The following is a 22,747-nucleotide window of genomic DNA, read 5'->3' as shown; positions in this document are numbered from 1 at the left end:
ATCTCAAAACATTCCCAATTTATTCAAATAATTGATAGAACAATCAAAGTTTCAGAAAATCCGAGAAAAAAAAGCCGACTTTTTCAGTGGTCTCGGACGGTTCTTTTGCTTCCTAAGTTAAACATATTTGAAGATTTTTTTAACACTTATATGATTTTTAGTTGTGATAAGTCAACAAAAAGCTGTATGGACTTTGCATGGAATGCCTCGGCTCATGATACACTCTTACGAATAAAATGGCATCAACATTTGTATATTCCAAAAGAAAATACATTTTGGTCTGGAGGAATTAAATGAAAAAATATACTGACGAGAACAAAAAATCTTATTGGGGCTATATAGCAAGTTTGTGCGCATTACTTTATGCTGCACCCCATTTATGGTGGGGATTAGGGATTGATTTTGCATTTCCAGGTAAATATATAGCTTCCACTAATGATTTTTGGTCTATTGCAATTGGGTTTTGGGGTATGGGCTTGGTTGCTATTTTAGCAGCCATATTCTGCCTAGCATTTGTAAGACCTTGGGGTAATAAAATTCCTCGTCTCCTCTTAGTGATACCTGGATGGATTACAGCAATCGGGTTAACATGTTGGGGCTTAGGATATTACTATTTAAGGTTTTTTCTCGGAATAAACAGAGTGACACCAACAGAGTCATTTATCTATTATGACACAACGGCACATTCCGTATTTTGGGGCTATGTATGGTATTCTCTGTTTTTGATATGGGGACTCTCCCTCCTGTTTGCAGTATTGAATTTTCAGCGGAAACTTGGCTAGAAATGATAAAGATACTCGTTAGCTTATGTGCGATTCTTCAATTAGTTGGGTCGCTTTTTAAGATAGTTATTAAAGTGTCCCTATGAGAACGTATAAATATAAAGGATTGAGGTGATATCAATGTCGAAAATACAGAAGTTAACACCAATTGAAGCAGCAGAACACTTTATAAATAAGCATCATCCAAACTGTCAAGCAGCTTTACTTGCAGGTAGTGTGATTCGAGGAGAAGCAACAGAAACATCTGACCTTGATATTATTGTGTTTGATAAAGACATTCATTCATCTTACAGGGAATCGTTAGTTGACTTTGGCTGGGCAATCGAAGTTTTTGTACATAATGTAACCTCGTATAAGCAAATATTCGAAAGTGATTACAAACGTGCAAGACCTTCAATGCCAAGAATGGTCTCAGAAGGAGTAATCCTTAAAGATGAAGACATTATTTCTTCGATTAAAAAAGAGGCTACTGAACTATTAAAAAAAGGCCCGGAAGAATGGTCAAAAGAAACAATAAACATAAAGCGATATTTTATTACAGATGCACTCGATGATTTTATAGGTTGTACAAATAGAGAAGAGGACATATTTATCGCGAACACACTCACACAATTATTAAGTGAATTCGTACTGAGAACAAACAGGCAATGGATTGGTGCATCAAAATGGGTCATTCGGTCACTAAGAACTTATGACGAGGACTTCGCAAATCAGTTCGTTGAGGCTTTTGATACCTTTTATAGGACAAGCAACAAAGACCAAATTGTCAAATTGACAGAAACAATATTACAGCCCCATGGAGGAAAACTGTTTGCAGGTTTTACTATAGGGAAGCAAGGGGACGGTTCTTTTGCTTCCAAAAGTATACAATAAAATCTATGAATTGTAGAGATACACTACTATGAAGTGGGGGATACGATGGATTGGATAGAAGTTAAGACACAAGAAGATATAAAAAACCTAATGGACAAATTTGGTTGGTTTCATGATAGCTGTTTAAAGGAATTATTCATGTCTACTGAATCTTATGTTGATGAAAATTTATCGATGGGGATGTCTTCAGAACTTGAAACGAACGTACAAATCCTTTTCCAAAGACAGTTTCACAATCCATCAGCAATTGAATTATTATTTGAAGGAGTTAACCAATTCCACATCATACCAAGTCCAATCGGTTACGATTCAATCATCTATGATGCGAAATTAACTCACTATAACGGTTTATTCTATTGGGCCGATACAAATGAGTGGGAACCGCAAAACGATACATTCGGTGCAACTAGCTGGACAGCTGCTAAACGACTAAAATGGCGTGATGCCAGCACATGGATGGGGAAACAAAAACGATATGGCGTACTTGAAAATACCAAGTAAGGTTATGGCGAAAGGAAGCAGAGGGACGGTTCCTTTGCTTCCGAAAGGATAGATAAAACAAACAATAATTTAGGTAAGACGAAGAACTAACTAACTTATAATAATAACTTTTCGCTAGTAATACGACCGCAAACGAACTAGTTTCATAATAATGTTCAGAGAAAAACTATAAATTCAACAGTTTTATATATATAAAAACCAGCTACTATCCGCAGTCGCTAAATAGTAGCTGGTTTGATTCTAATGGACACTTAGTGAATAAAACGGTACATTCCATAATTTTGCAAGCACCCTCAATGGATATGATTATAATTACACTCTATCTTTTTTTTGCAAAAAGATAGAGTCCCAAAACCAATAAATAATTGCCGAAGATAGACAAAGCTTATAATACCCTTCCATTTCTAGTAACTCTTTGGTTAATCCATTCATTAAGACAGTAAAAATTATAAATACAGCTGAAAATGAACAAACAATATAAGACATTAAATAAAACGGATTAAACTTCATAGGGTTTCTATTCAGAAAGATTTGTAGAGGTATGACAAACATTGAAAATACAATAACAGAATATATAGGGATTTCATTCATAAAAAATAAAAAAAGATATAAAAGGTAATCCCCATCCGGAATACTTAAATAAAGATAAAAAAAGAATGAAGAAACGAATAAAGTGATAAAACAATAAGGGAACGTATCTACTACTTTGAATGACTTTTCATTATTTATTTTAATATCCAATTTTCTAACTCCATTTCATTTACTATTTAATTCCTCAATTATTAAAAATCCTTTAATTACCATTTCCATTATACTACAAGGAAGCAGGGGGACGGTTCCTTTGCTTCCAAAATTTGAAACTATTCCTATAATATTTCGTCTATTCTATAAAGGGGATAAAAATAAAGATTTAACAAATCACCGTTAAACGTATATTCATTCTAGGAATAGCTCCAATATCAAAGTCGATGATCCAAATATAACAAACAAAATGTATTGGGAAATATAACAATACAACTAGGAGTTCACAAATATGAAAAAATATATACTAGGTACAATCATTTCAACAATCTACCTAATCATACTATTACTTTTCAATGAAAGGGTATTTAACAATGTCATGTCTCTAAATGTACTAATCACTCTTTTAATTTTCCATATCATTATTGTGAAATATTGTAAATCAATCAGAAGCTTCAAACCCTATATTATTTTTATCCTTATCTTCCTACTTTGCACATGGTTTTCATTACCAAAATTAACAGCTCATCAAGCTAAAAACATTGTGATAGATACATACCAAATAGACATCACATTGGATGAAACAGTGCCAGTAAAAAGCGATACCTGGAATCCTTTTTTAGCTGACAGAGCGTACTACTACAGAGGGATAAATACAAAAGGTGAAACGATCGCTATTCTCGTTAGCCCTAACACAGGTGAAACCTTTAAACTTAACTAGGAAGCAGAAGAACCGTCCGAAGCCACTGAAAAAGTATACTGATTTAAGATAAGTATCTAGTTTTAGGCAATTTATTGTACATTTAATGTGCTTATCCTACGTAAAGTTTGGTTGGAGTGGAAGTGCGAGACTCCTGCGGGATGCGTGGGAGAGCTGAGACCCCGCAGGCGTTTACGCTGAGGAGGCTTAGCACCCACCCCGCGGAAAGCGAGTACTCGTGCTGCAACCAAACTGAACGTCAACTCTGTAAGATATATTCTATTTTTCTATAAACAAGACTTTTTCAGTGGTCTCGAACCGTCCCCATGCTTCCAAACACAAAATATATAAAAGGGAGAATTTACATGAAATTTGTCTCATCTACACTATTAATCTTCTTCAGTAGCATATTGATATTTTTCTTATTTCTAAGTTTTTTCAATGGAGATGATACCGGTGCAATGTCAATAGGCATAGTTCTCAGCTTAATGCTGTCAGTCATCATTACATTATTGATTAGAATTTTAGACATTCTAAAGAAAAAATAACAATCCCTGGAAGGACACTGAAATGAACATTACTACCTGGAGGACATACATCTTAAAACGATCACTACTAAAGATTACACTATTCACTATAATTACAATCACATTAACCTCCTGTGCAAACAACAAAAATCACCTAATAGAAGTTGAAGGTGTCGACATCACTTACAGTGAATACTTCAAAACTTATGATAAATTGGATATGAGAAAAAACCTAAGATTCTATAAGCCATTCTCGATTGATACAATAGTCGCAAATTTACTAGAGCCGCTTACAAAATCTATCAACCTATTAGACACTGCAAAATTACCTTTCGAGGTTGATGAAGAACAGGCTTATTTAATAACCTCTAAAGATGAAAACGGCTCAATAAAACATCAGCTCCAATTGAGCTATCTTAGCAAAACAGAGTACGATGACATAGGGAATTTTTACATCGTATCAATCACCGAGGTAGATGAAAACCCACTAAAAGGACATCAAATCCTTGAAAAGCGAGACTCAATTGGAAATGAACTCAAAACGTACAACCTGACTAACACATTACCTATTTACCAACAAATCATTACAACAAACAGTGCTCTTCTATATAAATATTATGATTACGATATCGACAATAAAAAAGTTGTTACAGTTGGAACTTCAGCAAATGAACTCTATACGTACTACAACGGAGCCATTTATCATATCGGCTATTCAATTAATGATGAAAAAGCAAATCCCGAGTTTCATAACGAAATGCTTCAATTAACACGTGAATTCATACTAGCGGATACGCATCATGATATGTAAGTATTGACGACTAAGTTAAGATTGCAAACAAACAGGGGAGTGACCAAATATGGATTATTCATTACTCACAGAAGAAATTCTTCAACTAGAAAAGCAGTTAATGACTCACGATGAAAAACCACTAACTGAGCTCCTTGCCGATGATTTCCTAGAGTTCGGAAGCTCAGGTAGTACATATAATAAAAAAGCACAGCTTGATGCACTATCGGGGCATCAATCGAGCAATTCAATACCGTTCACAATAACAAACTTCTCCGTTAAATTACTGGCACCAGACGTAGTATTGGCAACATACCAAACTTGTAAACATACAGAAAACATTCATGCGTTGCGAAGCTCCATCTGGAAGAAAAACAACGGTAAATGGCAAATGTTTTTTCATCAAGGTACTCCTACAACAGCTACATATTAAAAATGAACATATATGAGGATAACAAACGGATAACGTTTTAAACAACATTCGCAAACCAAGTCGCATATCTCTATCAAAATAGATTACAAATTCAACACTAATTTGTATAGCGGGTATAATAGTAGGTATTATTTCAAAGATGCTAGACGTGGCAAGACAGGCATTTGTATTTGAATTTTGGTATTTTGAGATAGCATATCCATTGGAGTTTCTACTCTTGCTTGCAACAACATTTGTTTTATGCCAGTCTCCTAGACAAATAATGAAGGTCCTTTTTATAGGTATTATTCTCTACTTTCTTACTGCCCAATCTAGTATATTGTGGAGCATATTGTAAATAGGAGGGTATTTATGAATACCATTGCCAAATACGCAAGACTCATCTATCTTTTAGCGATTTTGTTAATGTTCGTTAAAACATTCTATCCGATTAAACAAGTATACAACATAGTCTTTAACATTCTGTTTGTATTAATCGTTATTCCAGTTTTATTCATCGAATATAAATTCAAAAAATAATACTCTATCACAAATTGCTAGAGATAAATAAGGAGGGCTTCAATGAAAGTAAAAGTACTAACAGTAGTGGCTCTTGTCTCATTGATATCAATTGTCTATCATATTTACACGGGTAAAGTGAATCAGGTACAAGTAACAATCGGAGAATCAAATAAATTTACTGATGAAGAAATAAATGAGGCAGTTGTTGCTGTTAAAAAGAAATTTCATGCTTTTCAAGGATGTACGTTGACTGAGCTATGGTATTCCGAAGAAGAATCAAACGAAAGAGTAATAGATTATCTGAACTACGGTACCGAAACTCCAAATGAGATAAAGGAAGATAATATCATTGTTTTATTATCAAATTTTGATGTCAATTCGTCAGGCGGAGATGGAAGTTTCGAGCCAAACTCAACTCAAACTAAATGGCAATGGATTTTAATCAGAGATAGCGCAACAGATAAATGGCGTGTAGAAGATTGGGGTTATTAAATTACATATAAACCTATCTGCAGAAAGTATAATAGAACGTGAGGTGCAAACTATGCTAAAAAATGAAAAGTTCTTCATCATTGTTCAGTTAATCATCTCGATAAGTTGCTTTATGATGGGAAGTATTCTTTATTCACTTTGGCAGGGATTTGCAATCATAGGCTCTCTGCTAGGGTTTTTATTTCTGGTTATAGCAACAGTATTTGCGATGAACAAGCAAATGAAACAGACCTAATATACTTTGCAAAAATGGAGGAGGAATAATCATGCAGAAATGTGATTCATGCCGTGCAGCGTTTAACTGGAGTATGCTATTAAAATCATCTTTATGGATGTATAAGCCAATAGAATGTGAAAACTGTCATGCTAAACATAAAGTAACAATGACTGGTAGACTTACCGTTACAGCAATTGTCATATTACCGTTGTGGCTATTTATCTTTTTTCTTTCGCCATTTGAAAACACTTTAGTAACACTCGCATTCGGAATACTTATAGCGTTTATCGGAGGTTTACTCGCACCATATGTTATCCAATATAAAGGGGCAAGTGAAGAATAAAAAACAGAAAGCGATACTTCCATTCAAGGAGCATCGTTTTTTGTTGCGTACTTAAACAAAAAATTAGCTAGTAAATCACTCTTTTTTCTCAAAAGGGCTTCTTGTTTAAAAATATTTTGTATCATTGCACGATTTACCTTCAATAAGAAATACACAAAAACCTTCAAAACTGCTAATTTCATAGTCAAATGTCTCCTACCTTTTCAAATAAAACGATAATGACTCATCTCATCACCAAAATTAACAAATTAAGTGACATATTTCACCATGTAGGTCTACTGCGGCTATTATTTACTTGTTCATTATATAAAGTAATTGATAAAAGCCAATTAATATTATTCGAAATGGGGAAAGACTTTTATTATAAAAACCTTTCTACACAAAAAAATGTTTTAATAAAGAAATGCTATGGCCAAAATATAAAATGATATCGTGGAGATAATGTCTAAAAGGTGTAGAATAACATTGTACTTCTAAGGGATTAACAGTAATTAATATCAGCAATTTCACAATAAAAAGCACTTAAAAAAGCAAAGTTTTACTAGCATCGAAACCTTTACAAACCCAAAATCGTACATTTAATATAAAGGGAGGGCTAATATGAAAATCGAACTAACGTATTACGACATTACAGAAAAGAAATACATATTCGAAGAACCAATTACATCTGAAGGATTTCAATTTATTCCAAATGAAGGGGATACACTCCTACTCAACAATTGGGCATATGTCATAAGCAGAAAAGAATTCACCTATGATTACGGGACAACTAAAATAACAATTAATTGTATACGCGAAAGTAAACAGCGAAAATAGGAAGCAGGGGGACGGTTCTTTTGCTTCCAAATCCAACTACAAGGTAGTTTACTTTGAATTTTCCAATCTTTTTTCACGGTTAACTGAGTATACAAAAGTAGATGAAGTCAATTTCTAAATAGAAATAGTCAATAAGAAAAGAGCGATACTTCTTAAATGGAGTTATTGCTTTTTTTTTGGAAGCAAGGGGACTTTCACTTTACAAAATATATTTTTTTAACACGTCCACATTGTCACACTCACTTGACAGATAACACCTCTCAATCAATAATAAAGATAATTCCGACGACAGTGTCGACGTTTTTTATTTATATCTTTGGTGGTGGAGAAAATGAAGGTGACAATCTTAACGTTAGGCAGTAGAGGAGACGTGCAGCCATATGTCGCTTTAGCTAAAGAATTACTAAAACACGGTCATGACGTCCTTATTTGCACAGGTCTTACGTTTAAACAGTTTATTGAGGAACATGGGATATCTTTTCACGAGGCAAATGCTGATTTAATGGCAATCATGGAAAGTGAGGAGGGGAGGGCAGTTTTTAATGGGGGAAACTTGCGTATTGGAAGGATCATCAAATTTACAAGAACAGTGGTAACACCAGCTTATCGAAAAAGTATGGATGATTTTTATGAAGCATCCATTGGAGCTGATTTAATTATTTATCATCCTAAAGCTCTCGGTGCAGTTGATATTGCGATCCATTCAAGTATTCCTTGCATCTGCTTACCTCCTGTTCCAATCATGTACCCAATCACAGAATTCCCGAATTTTACGATTTCGCCAAATAAAAGCTTTGGACCTATCATCAATCGATTATCATACAAGGTTGTCAAGTTAAGTGAATCACCATTTATTAAACAAATTAACGATTTTAGAGAGAAGACACTTAAACTCCCTAAAAGAAAAGCAGGCATCTACACATTTGAAGCAAATCATGCGCCGATACCAATTCTCTATCCTATTAGTCCATATCTTTTTCAAGAAGTAACCAGCTGGAACGACAGAGTATTCTTGTCAGGCTTTTTCTTCCTAGATATAGAAGAAGAGACTCTTTCAGATGAGGTCGAACAATTTTTGCAAAAGGGTAAAAAGCCAATTGTCGTATCCTTTAGCTCGATGCCTTTAAAAGCACCAGAAGTTTTTAAGCAAAAGCTTATTTCTGCGTTAATAGAAACCGAAAATCGAGCAATTGTCTTAACGGGAACTAGCGGAATGAATTTCACTCAAGAGGAACATATACTAGCAATTGAAAAAGCGCCACATCGTCTCCTTTTTCCACGTGCAAAAGGGGTTATCCATCATGGCGGTGTCGGTACTATGTCAGAAGCGCTTCTTAGCGGAGTACCGCAACTGATTATCCCATTTACAGTCGACCAGCCATTTTGGGCACATCGGTTATTTAAACAAGGATATTCATTAAAACCTTTACGAGAAAAAAATCTTAAAGTGTCGGACCTCATTCACTCATTAAACGAGATAGAAAGTAAGAGAACAATTGATAATGCTGAAAAAATAAAAAATATTATACTAGCAGAAAATGGTGTACAACATGCAATTCAGTTTATAGAAGGCTTAATAAAACAATCATGAAAGAGGTGAGATAATGCCTAAACAAACATTTTTTAAGCTTACAGAGGAAAAACAGAAAAAGCTCATTGATGCTGCAATTAAGGAATTTTCGAATGCCTCTTTTGATGAAGTCAAAATATCGAACATTATAAAACAAGCAAACATCCCACGTAGTAGTTTCTATGACTATTTTGATGATAAAGAGGATTTATTTCTCCATCTTCTCGAAATCGTTAAAGAAACGAAACAAACATACATGTCTTTCTATGTCGAGAAACAATCAAGCTCATTCTTTGATAAAATTAGAACTCTACTCATTGCAGGAGCATCGTTTGCGGCCGAACACCCAGAATATGAAAAATTTGCGAATAAATTGTATGAGAACAAAAAGCTAATGAAGGAATTACTAGGAGAAACCAAACAAGATATATTAGCAATTTACAAGGAACTTATCAAAACTGGAATCGAATCAGGCGAACTCAAACAAAACCTTGATCCATCTCTTATCGCTCAATGTATCTATCATCTAACAGCAAATCTATTCGTCGATGACTTTACAAAAGATAGCAAGGGAACCATTCACCAAAAAGTAGATAAATTACTTTCATTCATAAAAAACGGAATTGCGAATTAGGAAGCAGGGGGACGGTTCGAAGCCACTGAAAAAGTCTTGTTTATAGATAAATAGTATTTATCATACAAGGTTGACGTTCAGTTTGATTTCCGCTACAGTACTCGCTTTCCGCGGGGTGGGTGGTGAGCCTCCTCGGCGCTAACGCCTGTGGGGTCTCACCTCTCCCACGCATCCCGCAGGAGTCTCGCACTTCCGCTCCAATCAAACTATACATGGTATGAGCTTCTATATCTGTACAAAAAGTTCATGAGGCATGGTACTTATCTTAACATAGTATACTTTTTCAGTGGTCTCGGACGGTTCTTTTGCTTCCAACAAAAAGTAATAATTACATTTATTTTTGAAATTTATCCATTCTATTGTTATCACACTTATAGTTATTATTTCTCTAGAATAAGTACTCCTTAATCAAAATGCTTATTTATCTAGCAAATAATATCAATAATCCACTATGTTGTTAAATATAAAATAGCGCAGTGTAGGATATAATTATTATATAAGTATATTTATTTGAATGAACACTGTTTACAAACCTAGTCAAAATTATGTAATGAAATATGAAAAAGAGCCAATCCTAGATAAATCCAGGCGTTGGCTCTTTTAGGCTTTTGCGCGATCAATTGCTTGTAAGAAATCTTTAGAGTTAACTGTTAAATTTGTTTTACTTTCAGATGGAATCAGTGTAGTCATATATTTGATTTATAATTTCGTTAGGAAGCAGAAGAACCGTCCCCTCGCTTCCTCCTACACAACCGGTCTCACAACCATTTCATTCACATCAACATCACTCGGCTGCTCAAGCGCATATAGGATAGAGCGGGCAATCGCTGTGGCCGGTAGTGCAATGCGACGATACTCCTTCATAAATTCCCTCGCTTCATGATCTGAAATGGTCTCAGCAAGCTCTGATTCAGTTACACCTGGTGATACAAGCGTGACACGAATCCCTTGCCCTGCTAGCTCTATTCGCAAACCTTCAGTAATTGCTCGCACGGCATATTTCGTTGCACAATATACAGCAGCTGTCGGGCTTACCTCGTAAGCGCCGATCGAGGCGATGTTAATAAAATGACCAAAGCCCTGTTGTTTCATAACCGGAATTCCTGAGGCAATCCCGTGTAGTACGCCGCGAATATTGACGTCAATCATGCGATTCCATTCTTCAATTTTTAGAGCCTCCAATGGAGAAAGTGGCATTAACCCAGCATTATTGATAATGGCATCTACTCGTCCAAATTGTTCCTCAGCTAATTTAATGATTTGCTCCATCTGCTCTAGTTTTGTCACATCGAGTTGTTGGGTGGCTATAGTACCACCTTCAGCACGAATCTCTGCTGCTAATTTCTCTAATTTTTCTAATCGCCGTGCACCTATAACAACATTAGCACCTTGACTTGCAAGCAGTCGTGCCGTTGCTTCCCCGATTCCACTACTTGCACCTGTAATAACAACTACCTTACCATTAATACCTGACATCATTCCTTACTCCCTTCATACTGTTCTTCTCGATATAGCACCATTCCTGCATGGTAGAGGACTCCGTTTACAAAATCACCGTCAGCTGAAAACCCTGTATCATCGACATACTCTATATGATTTCCTGTGACTGTATAACTACCTTGATAAGCACTATTACGTTCCCCACGTGCCTCATCATACCTACCGTTTGTGAGCAGCTCATGCCGAATATATCCATCCTCAGTCACCCACATACCAACATACGGATGTGAAGCTTCATGTTCTTTTTTCATATCACTTTCTCCCTTCGTGTGTAAGTGGAAGCCTGTAGTTGGTTCTTGGCCTGATTGTGAATTCACAATTCCAAACAAAAGAGCCAATAACAAAAACTTAATCAACTCCTTAACCTCCAATCGATATTGTTGAACACAGCTTTATTATGAACTGATATAAATAGCAGACGGTAGCCGGATGATACACAATGATTGCCTAATCCTCCAAAGCGATATAAAATGAAAAAAGTTCACAAAGCATTTATAGGAAAAAGTGGGGGGATATTCCATGAACCAATCCAACGAATTAGTCGAGTTAATCGAGAGGCTTGCGAAAACGGATGGTACACATGAAACGGAAATACCAGGTTTGCGCTTTATAAAAACTTCACAAACGTCCGAGCCTATTCATACTGTGTATGAACCTTCGCTATGTGTCATAGCACAAGGGTCAAAAGTAGTGATGCTTGGAGAAGAAAGTTATCAATATGATTCAGCGAGTTACTTAACTGCTTCTGTTCATTTGCCAATCACAGGTCAGGTCATAAAAGCTTCACAAGAAGAACCGTATCTTAGTGTACATATACCGCTTGATATGAGACAGATGTTTGAAGTCCTTCAATCGGCTAAGCAAACTAAATCAACACACACATCAGGACGCGGACTTGAGATAACGCCGATAAGTGATTCGCTACTTGAAGCAATCTTACGCCTTATAAAGTTGCTGGACACTCCAGAAGACATACCTGTCCTTGCTGCTAGTGTCCAACGCGAAATCATTTACCGGTTATTCCAAAATGACCACAATTATACATTGAGACGTGTTGCTCTTGTAGGCAGCCAATCACAGAGAATTGCAAAGGTAATCGAACAGCTGAACAATGACTTTACAAAAGCTTTGAAAGTGGAAGAATTAGCAAAGGAAGCCAATATGAGTCCATCATCGTTTTACAGCTATTTTAAGAAAGTGACAGGGATGAGCCCGATCCAATACCAAAAACAACTCAGACTCCAAGAAGCACGTCGGCTATTATTAACAGAAAACCTAGAAGCAGCCGAAGCAGCATTTCAAGTAGGATATGAAAGCCCATCCCATTTCAGTAGAGAATACAGCCGCAAGTTCGGTCAATCGCCAATACGAGACATCCAGAAACTGCGACAAACGTTGTAGGAAGCATAGGGACGGTTCCTATGCTTCTTAAAGAGGAAAGGTGAGGTCGAAAAAAATTGATAGGTCTTATATCTTCGCATAGTTCAAATATGGATAGAACTTAAAAAATAGCTTAGTAGTTAATAAAGTGTTATAAATAGCCAACTACTAGGCCCAATATTGATAGAACGTTTATCCGGCAATATACTACTATAAGCAAAGGAAAGATAACTTTGAATCAACTAACAGAACTATGCCAAGCCTGTAAAACCAATCCTACAAGCATTAAAGATCACTCCGATGATGAAAACCAACCATACAGGCTCTGTCATAGTTGTCATGAACGTTTAATAAAATATTCACTCAAACCAATTGAATGGTATAACTTAGCCGTAATCCACTCGCCTAATAAATTCCTACTACACGATGATTTTTACGAAGAAAATGGTGAAGCTACACAACCAGAAGAAGAAGTAGACGTATCTGTTGATGATATGGCACCATTACTGGAGGATGTACAACACGATTTGGAACAGCTAGTGAATTTCACGATAACAAGATGGTACATAGAAGATGAATTACGCCAAGCTTTGAGCAAACATGATAATGTGTCTCTATTAAATAGTGTCAAAACACGCTTCTATCAGACTACTAATGTTGAGGTAAAAGCAAGGATGCTAGAAATTGTCGCAGAGGTTCTTGATGACATCGCATCTGAATGGGTGAAAGTACTCTGGCAAGATTATAATAAAAATCTCTTGGTCCAATTGTCTTGGGCAACAGCAAGCTGCATACCAACTAAAGAAGGCTTGAAATATGTTTTCGAACAATTACAATCATTTAACGAAAAAGAACGACAAATGTCCGTATTCTCTTGTTTACATAGATTCCGCTCAACTGAAGTGCTTGATTGGATTGAAGCCAACTGTAACGCGTTTCATGATAATTGGGGAAGATTAGCAGCTTTATGCTTTCCGACATGGGAGAGAATGAGAAACTGGCTAGAGATAGGACGGCCACTTAGTCTAGTAGCTTTAGATACGATGGATAAATGTGCTGCAATAGGCAACGATCCATATGTTGAAAAATATAGTCCCAAAATACTCAACACAAATGTGAATGAAATTGAACTAGTAATAGACAATTATTACGAGATTGATAAAGTGTCCCGAGTTAAGAAAAAACGAGAGCGTATTTTGCATCGAAAGGATATAATCTTTGAATAATTTCAACAGGTAATAAGGTCAGAAACTTTCTGCCACTAACTGCGTATATACATGTAAGGACTACCTAGTAAAATACATTCATAGAGAAAAGGGGAACAAACATGATAAATATTCAACGAGAAGCAAGCTGGTCGGATAAATTCAGATCATACAAAGTAATTGTGAATGAGGAAGAGGTTGGCACGATTAGACAAAAAGAAACTTTTCAGTACCCGTTAAAACCCGGTATACATACGCTATACCTTAAAATTGATTGGTGCAGAAGTGAAAAGTTCGAGTTTGAAATCAAGGAAGATGAGACACTAAACTTTCAATGTGGTGGCCTAAACGGGTACCAAGCCTTCATTAATTTATGGTACATCACTTTTGGGCGTAATAAATATTTATGGATGAAGCAGATATAGCTTAGGAAAGGAAAGTGGAAGCGTTATTTATTTATCTCGATTTCCCCTAAATAAAAAGGGGGAATCTATCTTCACAACTTTTAAAATCACAAAGTTGATGAAAGTGTTAATAGGAATAAAATAGACGAGCACGAAAATCCCTAAACTGTCAAATAAACCTTCAGTCTGCTTGTGAAACACTTGAACATCTGTTTGATAAAGGAAATAAGCCGAAACTGATAGAATCATAGAATTAATAATAAAGCCGGCGACCATTCCCAACCACATATACTTCCTCCTCTGAAGGCACCATAAACAAGTCGTTGTAGATACAACTAAACTTATGATAATCACGGAAATCAATACACCCATAAGAAAACCCTCCATCCACGTCTAACAAAATGTTTAAAGGAGTAGCATGACACTACTCACATATTTTTATTTCTGACTGGACACAATCTTGAATCCTATAAAAGTAAACAGCGCCCCTTGAATCACGTTAATCTTTTTAGACAATGTCGGATGATGCCGTAGAAATTCACCAACTTTTCCAGCAAAGACGCTTAACAATGAAAAAATCACAAAAGTCTGGACTAGAAAAAGGCTACCTAACACGAGCATTTGGAGCGATACATTCCCATTCTCAAAAGAAATAAACTGTGGAAAGAAAGCGAGAAAAAATAACGAAACCTTAGGATTTAAGAGATTCATAATCACACCTTTTTTGTATAAAGATTTATAATCTAAATCGTCCTCGTTACGCAATTCAAAACTTGATCCTTTGTCTCTAAACGACTTATAGGCTAAAAATAACAAGTAAGCAGCACCTGCATATTTCACTACTGTAAATGCAAACGCTGATTGGTAAATTACTGCTGAAATACCGATCGCAGCAGCCGTAATATGACCGACCAACCCAGTACATAACCCGAGTGTCGTATAAATCCCCGCATATTTTCCTTTTGCAATACTCTGCGCTAAAGTAAAGAGGTTATCCGGCCCTGGCATAAGGGTAAGCGCAATTGCAGCCCCTAAAAAAGATAGAATTGTTACAAGCTCCATATTCATCACCTCGCAATCTAACAATCTTACCTATATAAAAATATTTTCATATAAAAAGTGTGAAAATTCAATAAAATATTGTAAACTAAGAAATAATCTAGAGGGGATAATTTATTGAAAATGAAACATTGGCTTCCTCTATTATTACTATCTATAACATTCAGTACCTTGTATCTTTAAAGAAATAGGTTCAGTTGAATCAAGTATAAACAAAACAACAGGTCTTGCAAGTATCGGTAATCAAGGCTTTGCAAATATTACAATCACTAATATTTCTGTAAATAACGGGGGAACACCTAGAAGTGCAAAATTACAAGTCAGTAACGCTTTAAAAGGTTATATTTTAGCAAGCGATGAATCCGATGAAGGCGCGAAAGCATATCAATTAATAGATATAGATAAAACAACGATAAAAACAGGAACATCACCGTCTGCTCTATATGAAAAATATGATAATGGGACTGCCACAAAAGAAGATGAAATAAAAGCAGTTACCGTTTTTCACAATGAAGAAGTTAATAAGCTTCATATAAATTACAAATATCTAGGTATATCGTTTCATAAAACTGTAGATTTACCTTAACGTTCAAAATCGAAGATAATAAGTTGAAAAAATAGTCCAATAGTTTTCCAACATTACATAGAAGGTAAAGGACGATAACATGAGTCAAAAAATCAAACTAATCATGACATTATCAATCACTGTAAATGTTCTGCTTATTGGTTTTGTTGCATGGGGAATCATCAAAATGAATTTCGTCAAAGAGCAAGTAGTTTTGACGGAAATCCAACAAAATTTAGTTGAACTAGAAGGGGTCATTGCGCACCAAATTGACAACCATTGGTCAGAACCGAACATTGTCACAGCAGAGCTCGGAGAAGTGCTAAACGGAATAACACTAGGAACGACTACTGGTACACAATTAGGGAAACTTTCAAACGAAGACAAAAGAATTCTAGAACGATTATCATATAACTTAAGTCAATACCCGAATGATGAGCAATACACTTTAGCTTCGGTAACAGAACAAGATAAAAAAGCATTAGTAGACTTGCGACAAACACTTCGAGAAGCTGGTTTAGGTTTTAGAATGACTATAAACGCTGATTTCAATTCATTTATGGCTCAAGCAAAGTTCCTCAATGAACAGCTTGATCAAACATATTCAACAAAATCAGAATAAGACGTGCTAGCGGGGCTATTTATTAATTCATCAAACCTAGCTTGATTATCCACAGAAGTATAAGTACATATTAGGCTGTAAGTTCGCAAGAGTTTAGATAAAATAGTACCAACTCTTTTAATCTAAGATAGTTAACAGTTTATTAAAGCAAAGGATTGATAGATAGTGACCCGAAAGTCCTTATTAAGACTAGTCATCATCCTGTTGATTAGTTTTTTCATTTTCATCATTCATTCAGCTATAAGCATTTGGTCCTTCAGTAAACAAAACCAATTCGTTCAAACCGATGCTGCAATCGTCCTTGGAGCAGCTGTCTGGCACGACGAACCTTCACCTGTTTTTCGCGAAAGAATCACTCATGCGATTACACTATATGAAAACGATTATGTAGAAAAGATTATCTTCACAGGTGGAAAGGGCAAGGGTAGTCATGTTTCAGAGGCCGAAGTAGCAAAAGCATATGCTATCAAACACGATGTTCACCCGGATGATATTCTAATCGAAACAAAGTCGAAAATCACTGAAGAAAACTTAATATATGCACATGAAATCGCAAGCGAAAAAGACCTCAATACATTTACAATTGTAAGTGACCCATTACATATGAAACGAGCAATGCTCATGGCCAAAACAATCGGAATCGAAGAAATCTACTCATCACCAACACAAACATCTGCTTACAAAACTGTTAAAAGCCAAATCCCATTTTTCCTGCGTGAATTAGTTTACTATGTCGGTTACAAATTCAGCTTCCCGTTTAAATAGGCTTCTAGCAAATTGTCAACTACTAGAATTTTATATTTCTTCAATATAGATGAAGTTATTAACATCATGATATGATATGATTATGTCATTATTTGTAATTATAGGGGGACTTTAACATGGAAAACAAAGAATTATTAACAAAAGTATTAGATACGGTTAAAAACGAGATTAGCACGAATGCATATAACACATGGTTTAAAGTAATAAGTCTTGAACGTGATTCAAATGGAAAAATCATCATTTATGCTGCAAATGAGTTTGCTTCCGATTGGATTAGAAAGAACTACTCAGCGATTATTCATAACACTGTGAAAATACAATTTGCAGAAGACGTTGACATACTCATCACCTCAAAAAGTGATAAGAACTCAACTAATTCATTTGCATCATTTCTATAAGTAATTGCGATACTTCATTTCAGAGGTATCGCCTTTTTAGACGAACTATTAATCTATTATATAAAGATTGAATCTAGTGGGGGTACAACATGTTACAACTCAAAACTAAAAAGTCATACGAGTTCACTCCTGTATTCCAACGTTCAATAGCTACGGCTCACCAGAAGGATATGATTATCTAGAAGACGTAAGGACATTTGGAGACACAGTAATGAGCTGTGTACATAATTACTAGATAACTTTTTTGCTCTATGTTGTAAAAAGTCCATAACAAAAAATTATTGCTATAGTAGATAGTTTTCTTCTACTATTTATATTAAGGGTTGATTGGAGCGGAAGTGCGAGACTCCTGCGGGATGCGTGGGAGAGGTGAGACCCCGCAGGCTTAAGCCGAGGAGGCTCAGCACACACCCCGCGGAAAGCGAGTACTGCAGCGGAAATCAACCCAAAACGACAACTATGTAAAAAGCAATATTGGTTACAATAAGAAATTAATAGAATAATAACTAAAAAAAATTGTGACATTGCCAGGAAAAAACAACTCTTCCACCAAATTCAGAATCATTACAACGATGCAATCAATATTTAGAACATAACATTTACAAGGTCTTTGTAGCAGTAGAAAACAATAAAATCGTAGGCTTTATCTCAATCACTACAAGCTATTCTTTATATGCCGGCGGTGAATTTGGCATCATTCAAGAATTATATGTTCATCCCGATTATCGTTCAAACAAAATTGGTGCAAAGCTATTAGCTGAAGCCACAACATATGGAAAGCAAATCGGATGGAAACGTATTGAAGTAGCCACTCCACCTTTACCAGAGTTTGATAAATCATTGAAATTTTATCAAACAAACGGATTTCAGAACGGTAAAGGAACAAAAATGAAACTGCTATATGATTTTGAGAGTGGAACTACGTAATATTTGCGAGAAATATTGGCTCTCCATTCCTCTTTCATATAAAGCTTTAGTATATGATTTATACCTTTTGGAAAAATATCTATATCAATACCAAAAGGTGGTTGTTTCATAATGATTAAAAGAGATAAACTCATCATCCTCATGACTGTCCTACCATGGTTAACATTACCATTTCTAAAGCGTAACACAATAAAAAGATTCCTCCCTGCATCAATTTGCATGTTTTTCTACCTTTTTGGAGAAAGTCTACTCGCTGAACGGAAAAAATGGTGGCGGTTCCATTACAATATAAAACCAAATGCATTAGGTGCAATCCCACTTCTAATCGGACCATTTTTCGTCGGATCGCTTTGGATAATGAAATACACGTACGGCAATTTTATACGATATTTTATAACAAATGCGATAATCGACAGTATCTTTACGTATCTATTATTGGATTGGTTTAAAAAAATTGGCTATATGTCACTTGTGAAGCTATCAAAATTAAACATGTCAGTAACATTTTTAATCGAAGCTACATTATTATATGGTTTTCAACTATTATATGAGAAAATAAACAAAAGACAACTTAAAAACTACAATACGTAAAACATCCTAAAATGGAGTGGAAAACATGGAAAACAACGTATTTGAACAGCTGGCAAAACGTTATGACACAGAGGACAGAATCGAAATAGCCAATATCATCGTAAAGGAAGTACGACCACATTTACAGAACAGCAAAACGAAAACACTAATCGACTACGGTAGTGGCACAGGACTAGTTAGTCTACAAGTTACAGATTTAGTAGAATCCGTAATGTTAATTGATTCATCAAAACAAATGCTTGAGGTCGCAGAAGCAAAAATTAAACAGCAATCCATAACAAATGCAACGGTACTTTATTCAGACTTTACGGAAGCAACCCCTGACCTAAAGGCAGACATCGTGCTCATGTCACTAGTTCTGTTACATATCAAAGATACGAAGAAAATTTTACAAGAACTGTTCAACATTCTAAACGATGGTGGCCAACTAATCATAATCGACTTTGATAAGAACGAAAACATCAATCATCCTAAGGTCCACAACGGTTTTATTCACCACGAGCTTAGTAAAACACTTTCAGAAGTAGGATTTACTTCAATTGAAATAAGGACCTTTTATCATGGAAAAAAGATTTTTATGAATCAAGATGCAGCAATGTTTATCGCAACAAGTATAAAGTGATTCCTAGATAAAGAGGGGGAGACATATGCTTGGCACAATAAAAACTGAAATAGAGACACTTATTGGTGAAATACAAACAATTCATCTAATTGAAGAACAAGGCTGTACATCAGAAGTTCGCCGAGTCACGACACAAAAAGGTACATACATGATTAAAACTGCCTTCATGGATAGATATCGAAAATGGCTGCAGAAAGAAGCGAAAGTGTTACAAGTGCTAAACGGCAAAGCAATTCCAGTCCCTCGTTATAACGGTTTTATCGAGGAAAGTCATCGAAACCACCTGCTCATGTCCTTCGAAAACGGCAACACATTAACTATGGCCTTAAAAACGGCAACATCAACTACAGAAAAAAGCAGGTTAATTAGGAGCTTTGGACTTTTTTTAAACAAATTCCATGAAACGCCTCCAATTGAATCATTAAAGTGGTATCAAGATTGGTTAGACGAACAGCTTAATCAAGCACAAATCTATGTTGAAAAAGGTCAGACCGACGGCACTATTGAATTATTAAACAAATTAATGGCAAACAAACCCCTACCCGTAAAGCAAACAATGATACATGGTGATTGTACAACCGATAACGTGCTTGTCTTAGATGGAAAAGTACAGCGATTCATTGATGTAGCAGGAATGGCAGTAGGAGACCCGCGATATGATGTATCATTAGCAATTGGACATTTTAGTGACAATCCTCTACACCTTAAGGCATTTTATGACGGATATACGAGATACAAAGTTACAGAAAGAGAATATCAGTATTTCAATGACGGACTATATGAATTTTTTTAAACAGTATTTTTAGCTACTTCCGAGAGGCTGTACCAATAAAGACAAATTTGTCTTTGGTACAGTATTTTTTCGTCTTTCTAATATTAAGGATCATTCTGTCTCTGCACAACTAGAAAAGGGAATAAACCTGTTTTTCGATAAATGAAATAATGTTAATAATAAATATTTATTGCAAAACGATAAATCCTATGGTAAATTTCTTAATGACAATAAATAAATGAGGTGTTTTGAAATGAAACTAGGATCAACGCTCTTTTTAAAGATTGCTGTTATACTTATCGGTAGTCCAGTTCTTGCGATTACTGTTTTTGGTATCTATTGGTTAGCAAACAATCCAGCAAATCCAGATTATGCCCATATACTTTATCCAATTGTAATTGGTATTTTCGCATCTGTAGTTCCGTTTTTCGCTGCATTATATCAGGCATTTAAGCTTTTAAATTATATTGACAAAAGCATGGCATTCTCTGAACACTCAGTGAAAGCACTAAAGAATATCAAATTTTGTGCGATGATTATAAGTTTCTTGTATGTCGTTGTTCTGCCATTTATCTTTCTTGTAGCAGAGCTAGATGATGCACCGGGTCTCATTATCATTGGATTGGTTCCCATATTTGCTTCCATTGTCATTGCAGTCTTTGCAGCTGTTCTCCAAAAACTTTTACAAGAAGCAATTAATATAAAATCAGAAAATGATTTAACGGTCTGAGGTGAAAACAATGGCGATTATCATAAACATCGATGTCATGCTAGCAAAAAGGAAAATGAGTGTAACTGAACTTTCTGAACGAGTTGGAATAACAATGGCGAACCTTTCAATCTTAAAAAATGGTAAAGCAAAGGCGATACGGTTCTCAACATTAGAGGCAATTTGTAAGGCTTTGGATTGTCAGCCTGGAGATATACTAGAATATCGAAATGATGAAGATATCGAAGCTTGATATATTAAAGAGCTAAACAAAAGAAATCTTTCTTTATAAATACTTATATTTAACCTCCATAAAAGGTATAAAGACTAAAAAGGGAAAATCCCCGAACCGAAATGGACTTCTTCACAAAAGGTATGAAGACGAAAACGAAAAAAATTCTGAGCAGAAATGTTCTTCATAAAAGGTATGAAGACGAAAACGAGAAAGATTCTGAACAGAAATGTTCTTCATAAAAGGTATGAAGACGAAAACGAGGAAAATTCTGAACAGAAATGTTCTTCATAAAAGGTATGAAGACGAAAACGAGAAAGATTCTGAGCAGAAATGTTCTTCATAAAAGGTATGAAGACGAAAACGAGGAAAATTCTGAGCAGAAATGTTCTTCATAAAAGGTATGAAGACGAAAACGAGGAAAATCCTGAGCAGAAATGTTCTTCATAAAAGGTATGAAGACGAAAACGAGAAAGATTCTGAGCAGAAATGTTCTTCATAAAAGGTATGAAGACGAAAACGAAAAAAATCCTGAGCAGAAATGTTCTTCATAAAAGGTATGAAGACGAAAACGAGAAAGATTCTGAACAGAAATGTTCTTCATAAAAGGTATGAAGACGAAAACGAGGAAAATCCTGAGCAGAAATGTTCTTCATAAAAGGTATGAAGACGAAAATGAGAAAGTCTCCGGATGATGTAAAATATTATGTGTATAAAACTCCAATATTTGGAGTTATTCCATGGAACTAAATAAGTAGGGTATCCTCGGAAAAGTAGACATTCCATGAAAGAGAGGAAACCCTAAATGAAATCTAGTATATCTAAAAATGAGTGATCTATTTAACTAGAAGATTAGTTAAGAATTTTTGATAAGTTAGAAATTATTCTCCAAGAAGAGATTTTGAACTTTATACAAGTTAAGAAGCCAGGACTTGTTCTAAAGCGGAATGGTTATTATGAATTTATGTAGCAAACTATATAATGATTACATAATAAAAAGATAAGGTATTGCGAAGGTACATATCTATTAATATCTAATTGCTGCTATTAAAGGGATACATGGTATGGAATCTTAA

The 22,747-nt window shown here is 35.3% G+C and carries 30 protein-coding genes and 1 pseudogene; 26 read left to right on the top strand and 5 right to left on the bottom strand.

The window, feature by feature from the left end:
- From J2S19_RS06820 to J2S19_RS06805, 4 genes are all read left to right on the top strand, one after another.
- Positions 1 to 297 (top strand): hypothetical protein (locus J2S19_RS06820; RefSeq protein WP_307339137.1); only part of this gene is annotated, 297 nt, incomplete at its 5' end.
- The gene (locus J2S19_RS06815) at positions 294 to 782 is read left to right on the top strand and encodes a DUF3995 domain-containing protein (protein WP_307339135.1); all 489 of its coding nucleotides are present in this window, start codon (positions 294 to 296) and stop codon (positions 780 to 782) included. The genes J2S19_RS06820 and J2S19_RS06815, both read left to right, overlap by 4 nt.
- Positions 783 to 902: 120 nt before the next feature.
- Positions 903 to 1,655, top strand: a complete 753-nt coding sequence (locus tag J2S19_RS06810; RefSeq protein ID WP_307339133.1) for a nucleotidyltransferase domain-containing protein — start codon at positions 903 to 905, stop codon at positions 1,653 to 1,655.
- A gap of 45 nt (positions 1,656 to 1,700) precedes the next feature.
- Entirely contained in the window at positions 1,701 to 2,156 is a 456-nt protein-coding gene (locus tag J2S19_RS06805; protein ID WP_307339131.1) for a hypothetical protein, read from the top strand.
- A 312-nt stretch (positions 2,157 to 2,468) separates the two neighbouring features.
- Here the strand turns inward: J2S19_RS06805 and J2S19_RS06800 are convergent, their stop codons facing one another.
- Positions 2,469 to 2,897, bottom strand: coding sequence for a UPF0715 family protein (locus J2S19_RS06800; RefSeq protein WP_307339129.1), 429 nt, complete (start codon positions 2,895 to 2,897; stop codon positions 2,469 to 2,471).
- 292 nt (positions 2,898 to 3,189) lie between these two features.
- Between J2S19_RS06800 and J2S19_RS06795 the strand changes: the two genes are divergently transcribed.
- From J2S19_RS06795 to J2S19_RS06750, 10 genes are all read left to right on the top strand, one after another.
- Positions 3,190 to 3,618, top strand: coding sequence for a hypothetical protein (locus J2S19_RS06795; RefSeq protein ID WP_307339127.1), 429 nt, complete (start codon positions 3,190 to 3,192; stop codon positions 3,616 to 3,618).
- Positions 3,619 to 4,167: 549 nt separating this feature from the next.
- Complete coding sequence (locus J2S19_RS06790; protein ID WP_307339125.1) at positions 4,168 to 4,935, top strand: hypothetical protein; 768 nt, start codon at positions 4,168 to 4,170, stop codon at positions 4,933 to 4,935.
- Positions 4,936 to 4,984: 49 nt separating this feature from the next.
- Positions 4,985 to 5,347: a nuclear transport factor 2 family protein gene (locus J2S19_RS06785; RefSeq protein WP_307339123.1), complete on the top strand. Its 363-nt coding sequence runs from the start codon at positions 4,985 to 4,987 to the stop codon at positions 5,345 to 5,347.
- 351 nt (positions 5,348 to 5,698) lie between these two features.
- A complete protein-coding gene (locus J2S19_RS06780) occupies positions 5,699 to 5,866 on the top strand; it encodes a hypothetical protein (RefSeq protein WP_307339121.1) in 168 nt (55 codons plus the stop codon).
- Between the two features lie 42 nt (positions 5,867 to 5,908).
- Positions 5,909 to 6,340: a DUF4829 domain-containing protein gene (locus J2S19_RS06775; protein ID WP_307339120.1), complete on the top strand. Its 432-nt coding sequence runs from the start codon at positions 5,909 to 5,911 to the stop codon at positions 6,338 to 6,340.
- 52 nt (positions 6,341 to 6,392) lie between these two features.
- The gene (locus tag J2S19_RS06770) at positions 6,393 to 6,575 is read left to right on the top strand and encodes a hypothetical protein (protein ID WP_307339117.1); all 183 of its coding nucleotides are present in this window, start codon (positions 6,393 to 6,395) and stop codon (positions 6,573 to 6,575) included.
- Between the two features lie 31 nt (positions 6,576 to 6,606).
- A complete protein-coding gene (locus tag J2S19_RS06765) occupies positions 6,607 to 6,900 on the top strand; it encodes a TIGR04104 family putative zinc finger protein (RefSeq protein ID WP_307339115.1) in 294 nt (97 codons plus the stop codon).
- A 600-nt stretch (positions 6,901 to 7,500) separates the two neighbouring features.
- Positions 7,501 to 7,716 (top strand): hypothetical protein, encoded by a 216-nt coding sequence (locus tag J2S19_RS06760; protein WP_307339113.1) that lies wholly within the window; start codon positions 7,501 to 7,503, stop codon positions 7,714 to 7,716.
- Between the two features lie 331 nt (positions 7,717 to 8,047).
- Positions 8,048 to 9,307, top strand: a complete 1,260-nt coding sequence (locus tag J2S19_RS06755; RefSeq protein ID WP_307339110.1) for a glycosyltransferase — start codon at positions 8,048 to 8,050, stop codon at positions 9,305 to 9,307.
- Positions 9,308 to 9,320: 13 nt separating this feature from the next.
- Positions 9,321 to 9,920 (top strand): TetR/AcrR family transcriptional regulator, encoded by a 600-nt coding sequence (locus J2S19_RS06750; RefSeq protein ID WP_307339107.1) that lies wholly within the window; start codon positions 9,321 to 9,323, stop codon positions 9,918 to 9,920.
- A gap of 744 nt (positions 9,921 to 10,664) precedes the next feature.
- On the opposite strand, the gene J2S19_RS06745 is transcribed toward J2S19_RS06750, so the two are convergent.
- Together J2S19_RS06745 and J2S19_RS06740 are read right to left on the bottom strand one after the other, a co-directional pair.
- Positions 10,665 to 11,396: an SDR family oxidoreductase gene (locus J2S19_RS06745; RefSeq protein ID WP_307339104.1), complete on the bottom strand. Its 732-nt coding sequence runs from the start codon at positions 11,394 to 11,396 to the stop codon at positions 10,665 to 10,667.
- Positions 11,396 to 11,671: an Atu4866 domain-containing protein gene (locus tag J2S19_RS06740; RefSeq protein WP_307339160.1), complete on the bottom strand. Its 276-nt coding sequence runs from the start codon at positions 11,669 to 11,671 to the stop codon at positions 11,396 to 11,398. Before J2S19_RS06740 ends, J2S19_RS06745 begins: the two co-directional genes overlap by 1 nt.
- Positions 11,672 to 11,939: 268 nt before the next feature.
- On the opposite strand from J2S19_RS06740, the gene J2S19_RS06735 reads away from it, so the two are divergent.
- From J2S19_RS06735 to J2S19_RS06725, 3 genes are all read left to right on the top strand, one after another.
- Positions 11,940 to 12,821, top strand: a complete 882-nt coding sequence (locus J2S19_RS06735; RefSeq protein WP_307339101.1) for an AraC family transcriptional regulator — start codon at positions 11,940 to 11,942, stop codon at positions 12,819 to 12,821.
- A 212-nt stretch (positions 12,822 to 13,033) separates the two neighbouring features.
- Positions 13,034 to 14,026, top strand: coding sequence for a hypothetical protein (locus J2S19_RS06730; protein WP_307339099.1), 993 nt, complete (start codon positions 13,034 to 13,036; stop codon positions 14,024 to 14,026).
- Positions 14,027 to 14,127: 101 nt separating this feature from the next.
- Entirely contained in the window at positions 14,128 to 14,430 is a 303-nt protein-coding gene (locus tag J2S19_RS06725; protein WP_307339095.1) for a hypothetical protein, read from the top strand.
- A gap of 27 nt (positions 14,431 to 14,457) precedes the next feature.
- Here J2S19_RS06725 and J2S19_RS06720 read toward each other — a convergent pair whose 3' ends face one another.
- Complete coding sequence (locus J2S19_RS06720; RefSeq protein ID WP_307339093.1) at positions 14,458 to 14,781, bottom strand: hypothetical protein; 324 nt, start codon at positions 14,779 to 14,781, stop codon at positions 14,458 to 14,460.
- Positions 14,782 to 14,847: 66 nt separating this feature from the next.
- Positions 14,848 to 15,471, bottom strand: coding sequence for a LysE family translocator (locus J2S19_RS06715; RefSeq protein ID WP_307339090.1), 624 nt, complete (start codon positions 15,469 to 15,471; stop codon positions 14,848 to 14,850).
- Positions 15,472 to 16,133: 662 nt separating this feature from the next.
- Here J2S19_RS06715 and J2S19_RS06710 point away from each other — a divergent pair.
- From J2S19_RS06710 to J2S19_RS06670, 9 genes and pseudogenes are all read left to right on the top strand, one after another.
- On the top strand, positions 16,134 to 16,655 hold the full coding sequence (locus tag J2S19_RS06710; protein ID WP_307339087.1) for a hypothetical protein: 522 nt from the start codon (positions 16,134 to 16,136) through the stop codon (positions 16,653 to 16,655).
- 165 nt (positions 16,656 to 16,820) lie between these two features.
- Entirely contained in the window at positions 16,821 to 17,420 is a 600-nt protein-coding gene (locus J2S19_RS06705; protein WP_307339084.1) for a YdcF family protein, read from the top strand.
- A gap of 116 nt (positions 17,421 to 17,536) precedes the next feature.
- On the top strand, positions 17,537 to 17,818 hold the full coding sequence (locus J2S19_RS06700; protein ID WP_307339081.1) for a DnaA N-terminal domain-containing protein: 282 nt from the start codon (positions 17,537 to 17,539) through the stop codon (positions 17,816 to 17,818).
- A 576-nt stretch (positions 17,819 to 18,394) separates the two neighbouring features.
- Positions 18,395 to 18,745: pseudogene (locus J2S19_RS06695) on the top strand (GNAT family N-acetyltransferase); the annotation flags it as partial.
- A 111-nt stretch (positions 18,746 to 18,856) separates the two neighbouring features.
- Complete coding sequence (locus tag J2S19_RS06690) at positions 18,857 to 19,336, top strand: hypothetical protein (RefSeq protein ID WP_307339078.1); 480 nt, start codon at positions 18,857 to 18,859, stop codon at positions 19,334 to 19,336.
- Between the two features lie 25 nt (positions 19,337 to 19,361).
- Complete coding sequence (locus J2S19_RS06685) at positions 19,362 to 19,958, top strand: class I SAM-dependent methyltransferase (RefSeq protein ID WP_307339075.1); 597 nt, start codon at positions 19,362 to 19,364, stop codon at positions 19,956 to 19,958.
- Positions 19,959 to 19,983: 25 nt separating this feature from the next.
- A complete protein-coding gene (locus J2S19_RS06680) occupies positions 19,984 to 20,751 on the top strand; it encodes a phosphotransferase (RefSeq protein ID WP_307339072.1) in 768 nt (255 codons plus the stop codon).
- A 232-nt stretch (positions 20,752 to 20,983) separates the two neighbouring features.
- Positions 20,984 to 21,460, top strand: coding sequence for a DUF2975 domain-containing protein (locus J2S19_RS06675; RefSeq protein ID WP_307339069.1), 477 nt, complete (start codon positions 20,984 to 20,986; stop codon positions 21,458 to 21,460).
- Positions 21,461 to 21,470: 10 nt separating this feature from the next.
- Positions 21,471 to 21,692: a helix-turn-helix domain-containing protein gene (locus J2S19_RS06670; protein WP_307339066.1), complete on the top strand. Its 222-nt coding sequence runs from the start codon at positions 21,471 to 21,473 to the stop codon at positions 21,690 to 21,692.
- Positions 21,693 to 22,747 lie beyond the last annotated feature (1,055 nt).

This window comes from Metabacillus malikii, assembly GCF_030813355.1.
GTDB classification, from domain to species: Bacteria; Bacillota; Bacilli; order Bacillales; family Bacillaceae; genus Metabacillus; species Metabacillus malikii.
The sequence above is the reverse complement of the archived record's forward strand: the minus strand, read 5'-3'. Positions and strand labels throughout refer to the sequence as shown.

Bases quoted from the DNA above. Each gene is read 5' to 3' on its own strand.
- J2S19_RS06725 (WP_307339095.1), top strand. From the start codon at position 14,128: ATGATAAATATTCAACGAGAAGCAAGCTGGTCGGATAAATTCAGATCA.
- J2S19_RS06775 (WP_307339120.1), top strand. From the start codon at position 5,909: ATGAAAGTAAAAGTACTAACAGTAGTGGCTCTTGTCTCATTGATATCA.
- J2S19_RS06760 (WP_307339113.1), top strand. From the start codon at position 7,501: ATGAAAATCGAACTAACGTATTACGACATTACAGAAAAGAAATACATA.
- J2S19_RS06690 (WP_307339078.1), top strand. From the start codon at position 18,857: ATGATTAAAAGAGATAAACTCATCATCCTCATGACTGTCCTACCATGG.
- J2S19_RS06780 (WP_307339121.1), top strand. From the start codon at position 5,699: ATGAATACCATTGCCAAATACGCAAGACTCATCTATCTTTTAGCGATT.
- J2S19_RS06790 (WP_307339125.1), top strand. From the start codon at position 4,168: ATGAACATTACTACCTGGAGGACATACATCTTAAAACGATCACTACTA.
- J2S19_RS06770 (WP_307339117.1), top strand. From the start codon at position 6,393: ATGCTAAAAAATGAAAAGTTCTTCATCATTGTTCAGTTAATCATCTCG.
- J2S19_RS06815 (WP_307339135.1), top strand. From the start codon at position 294: ATGAAAAAATATACTGACGAGAACAAAAAATCTTATTGGGGCTATATA.
- J2S19_RS06805 (WP_307339131.1), top strand. From the start codon at position 1,701: ATGGATTGGATAGAAGTTAAGACACAAGAAGATATAAAAAACCTAATG.
- J2S19_RS06675 (WP_307339069.1), top strand. From the start codon at position 20,984: ATGAAACTAGGATCAACGCTCTTTTTAAAGATTGCTGTTATACTTATC.
- J2S19_RS06785 (WP_307339123.1), top strand. From the start codon at position 4,985: ATGGATTATTCATTACTCACAGAAGAAATTCTTCAACTAGAAAAGCAG.
- J2S19_RS06750 (WP_307339107.1), top strand. From the start codon at position 9,321: ATGCCTAAACAAACATTTTTTAAGCTTACAGAGGAAAAACAGAAAAAG.
- J2S19_RS06740 (WP_307339160.1), bottom strand. From the start codon at position 11,671: ATGAAAAAAGAACATGAAGCTTCACATCCGTATGTTGGTATGTGGGTG.
- J2S19_RS06795 (WP_307339127.1), top strand. From the start codon at position 3,190: ATGAAAAAATATATACTAGGTACAATCATTTCAACAATCTACCTAATC.
- J2S19_RS06710 (WP_307339087.1), top strand. From the start codon at position 16,134: ATGAGTCAAAAAATCAAACTAATCATGACATTATCAATCACTGTAAAT.
- J2S19_RS06735 (WP_307339101.1), top strand. From the start codon at position 11,940: ATGAACCAATCCAACGAATTAGTCGAGTTAATCGAGAGGCTTGCGAAA.
- J2S19_RS06755 (WP_307339110.1), top strand. From the start codon at position 8,048: ATGAAGGTGACAATCTTAACGTTAGGCAGTAGAGGAGACGTGCAGCCA.
- J2S19_RS06810 (WP_307339133.1), top strand. From the start codon at position 903: ATGTCGAAAATACAGAAGTTAACACCAATTGAAGCAGCAGAACACTTT.
- J2S19_RS06680 (WP_307339072.1), top strand. From the start codon at position 19,984: ATGCTTGGCACAATAAAAACTGAAATAGAGACACTTATTGGTGAAATA.
- J2S19_RS06715 (WP_307339090.1), bottom strand. From the start codon at position 15,471: ATGGAGCTTGTAACAATTCTATCTTTTTTAGGGGCTGCAATTGCGCTT.
- J2S19_RS06765 (WP_307339115.1), top strand. From the start codon at position 6,607: ATGCAGAAATGTGATTCATGCCGTGCAGCGTTTAACTGGAGTATGCTA.
- J2S19_RS06720 (WP_307339093.1), bottom strand. From the start codon at position 14,781: ATGGGTGTATTGATTTCCGTGATTATCATAAGTTTAGTTGTATCTACA.
- J2S19_RS06685 (WP_307339075.1), top strand. From the start codon at position 19,362: ATGGAAAACAACGTATTTGAACAGCTGGCAAAACGTTATGACACAGAG.
- J2S19_RS06700 (WP_307339081.1), top strand. From the start codon at position 17,537: ATGGAAAACAAAGAATTATTAACAAAAGTATTAGATACGGTTAAAAAC.
- J2S19_RS06670 (WP_307339066.1), top strand. From the start codon at position 21,471: ATGGCGATTATCATAAACATCGATGTCATGCTAGCAAAAAGGAAAATG.
- J2S19_RS06745 (WP_307339104.1), bottom strand. From the start codon at position 11,396: ATGTCAGGTATTAATGGTAAGGTAGTTGTTATTACAGGTGCAAGTAGT.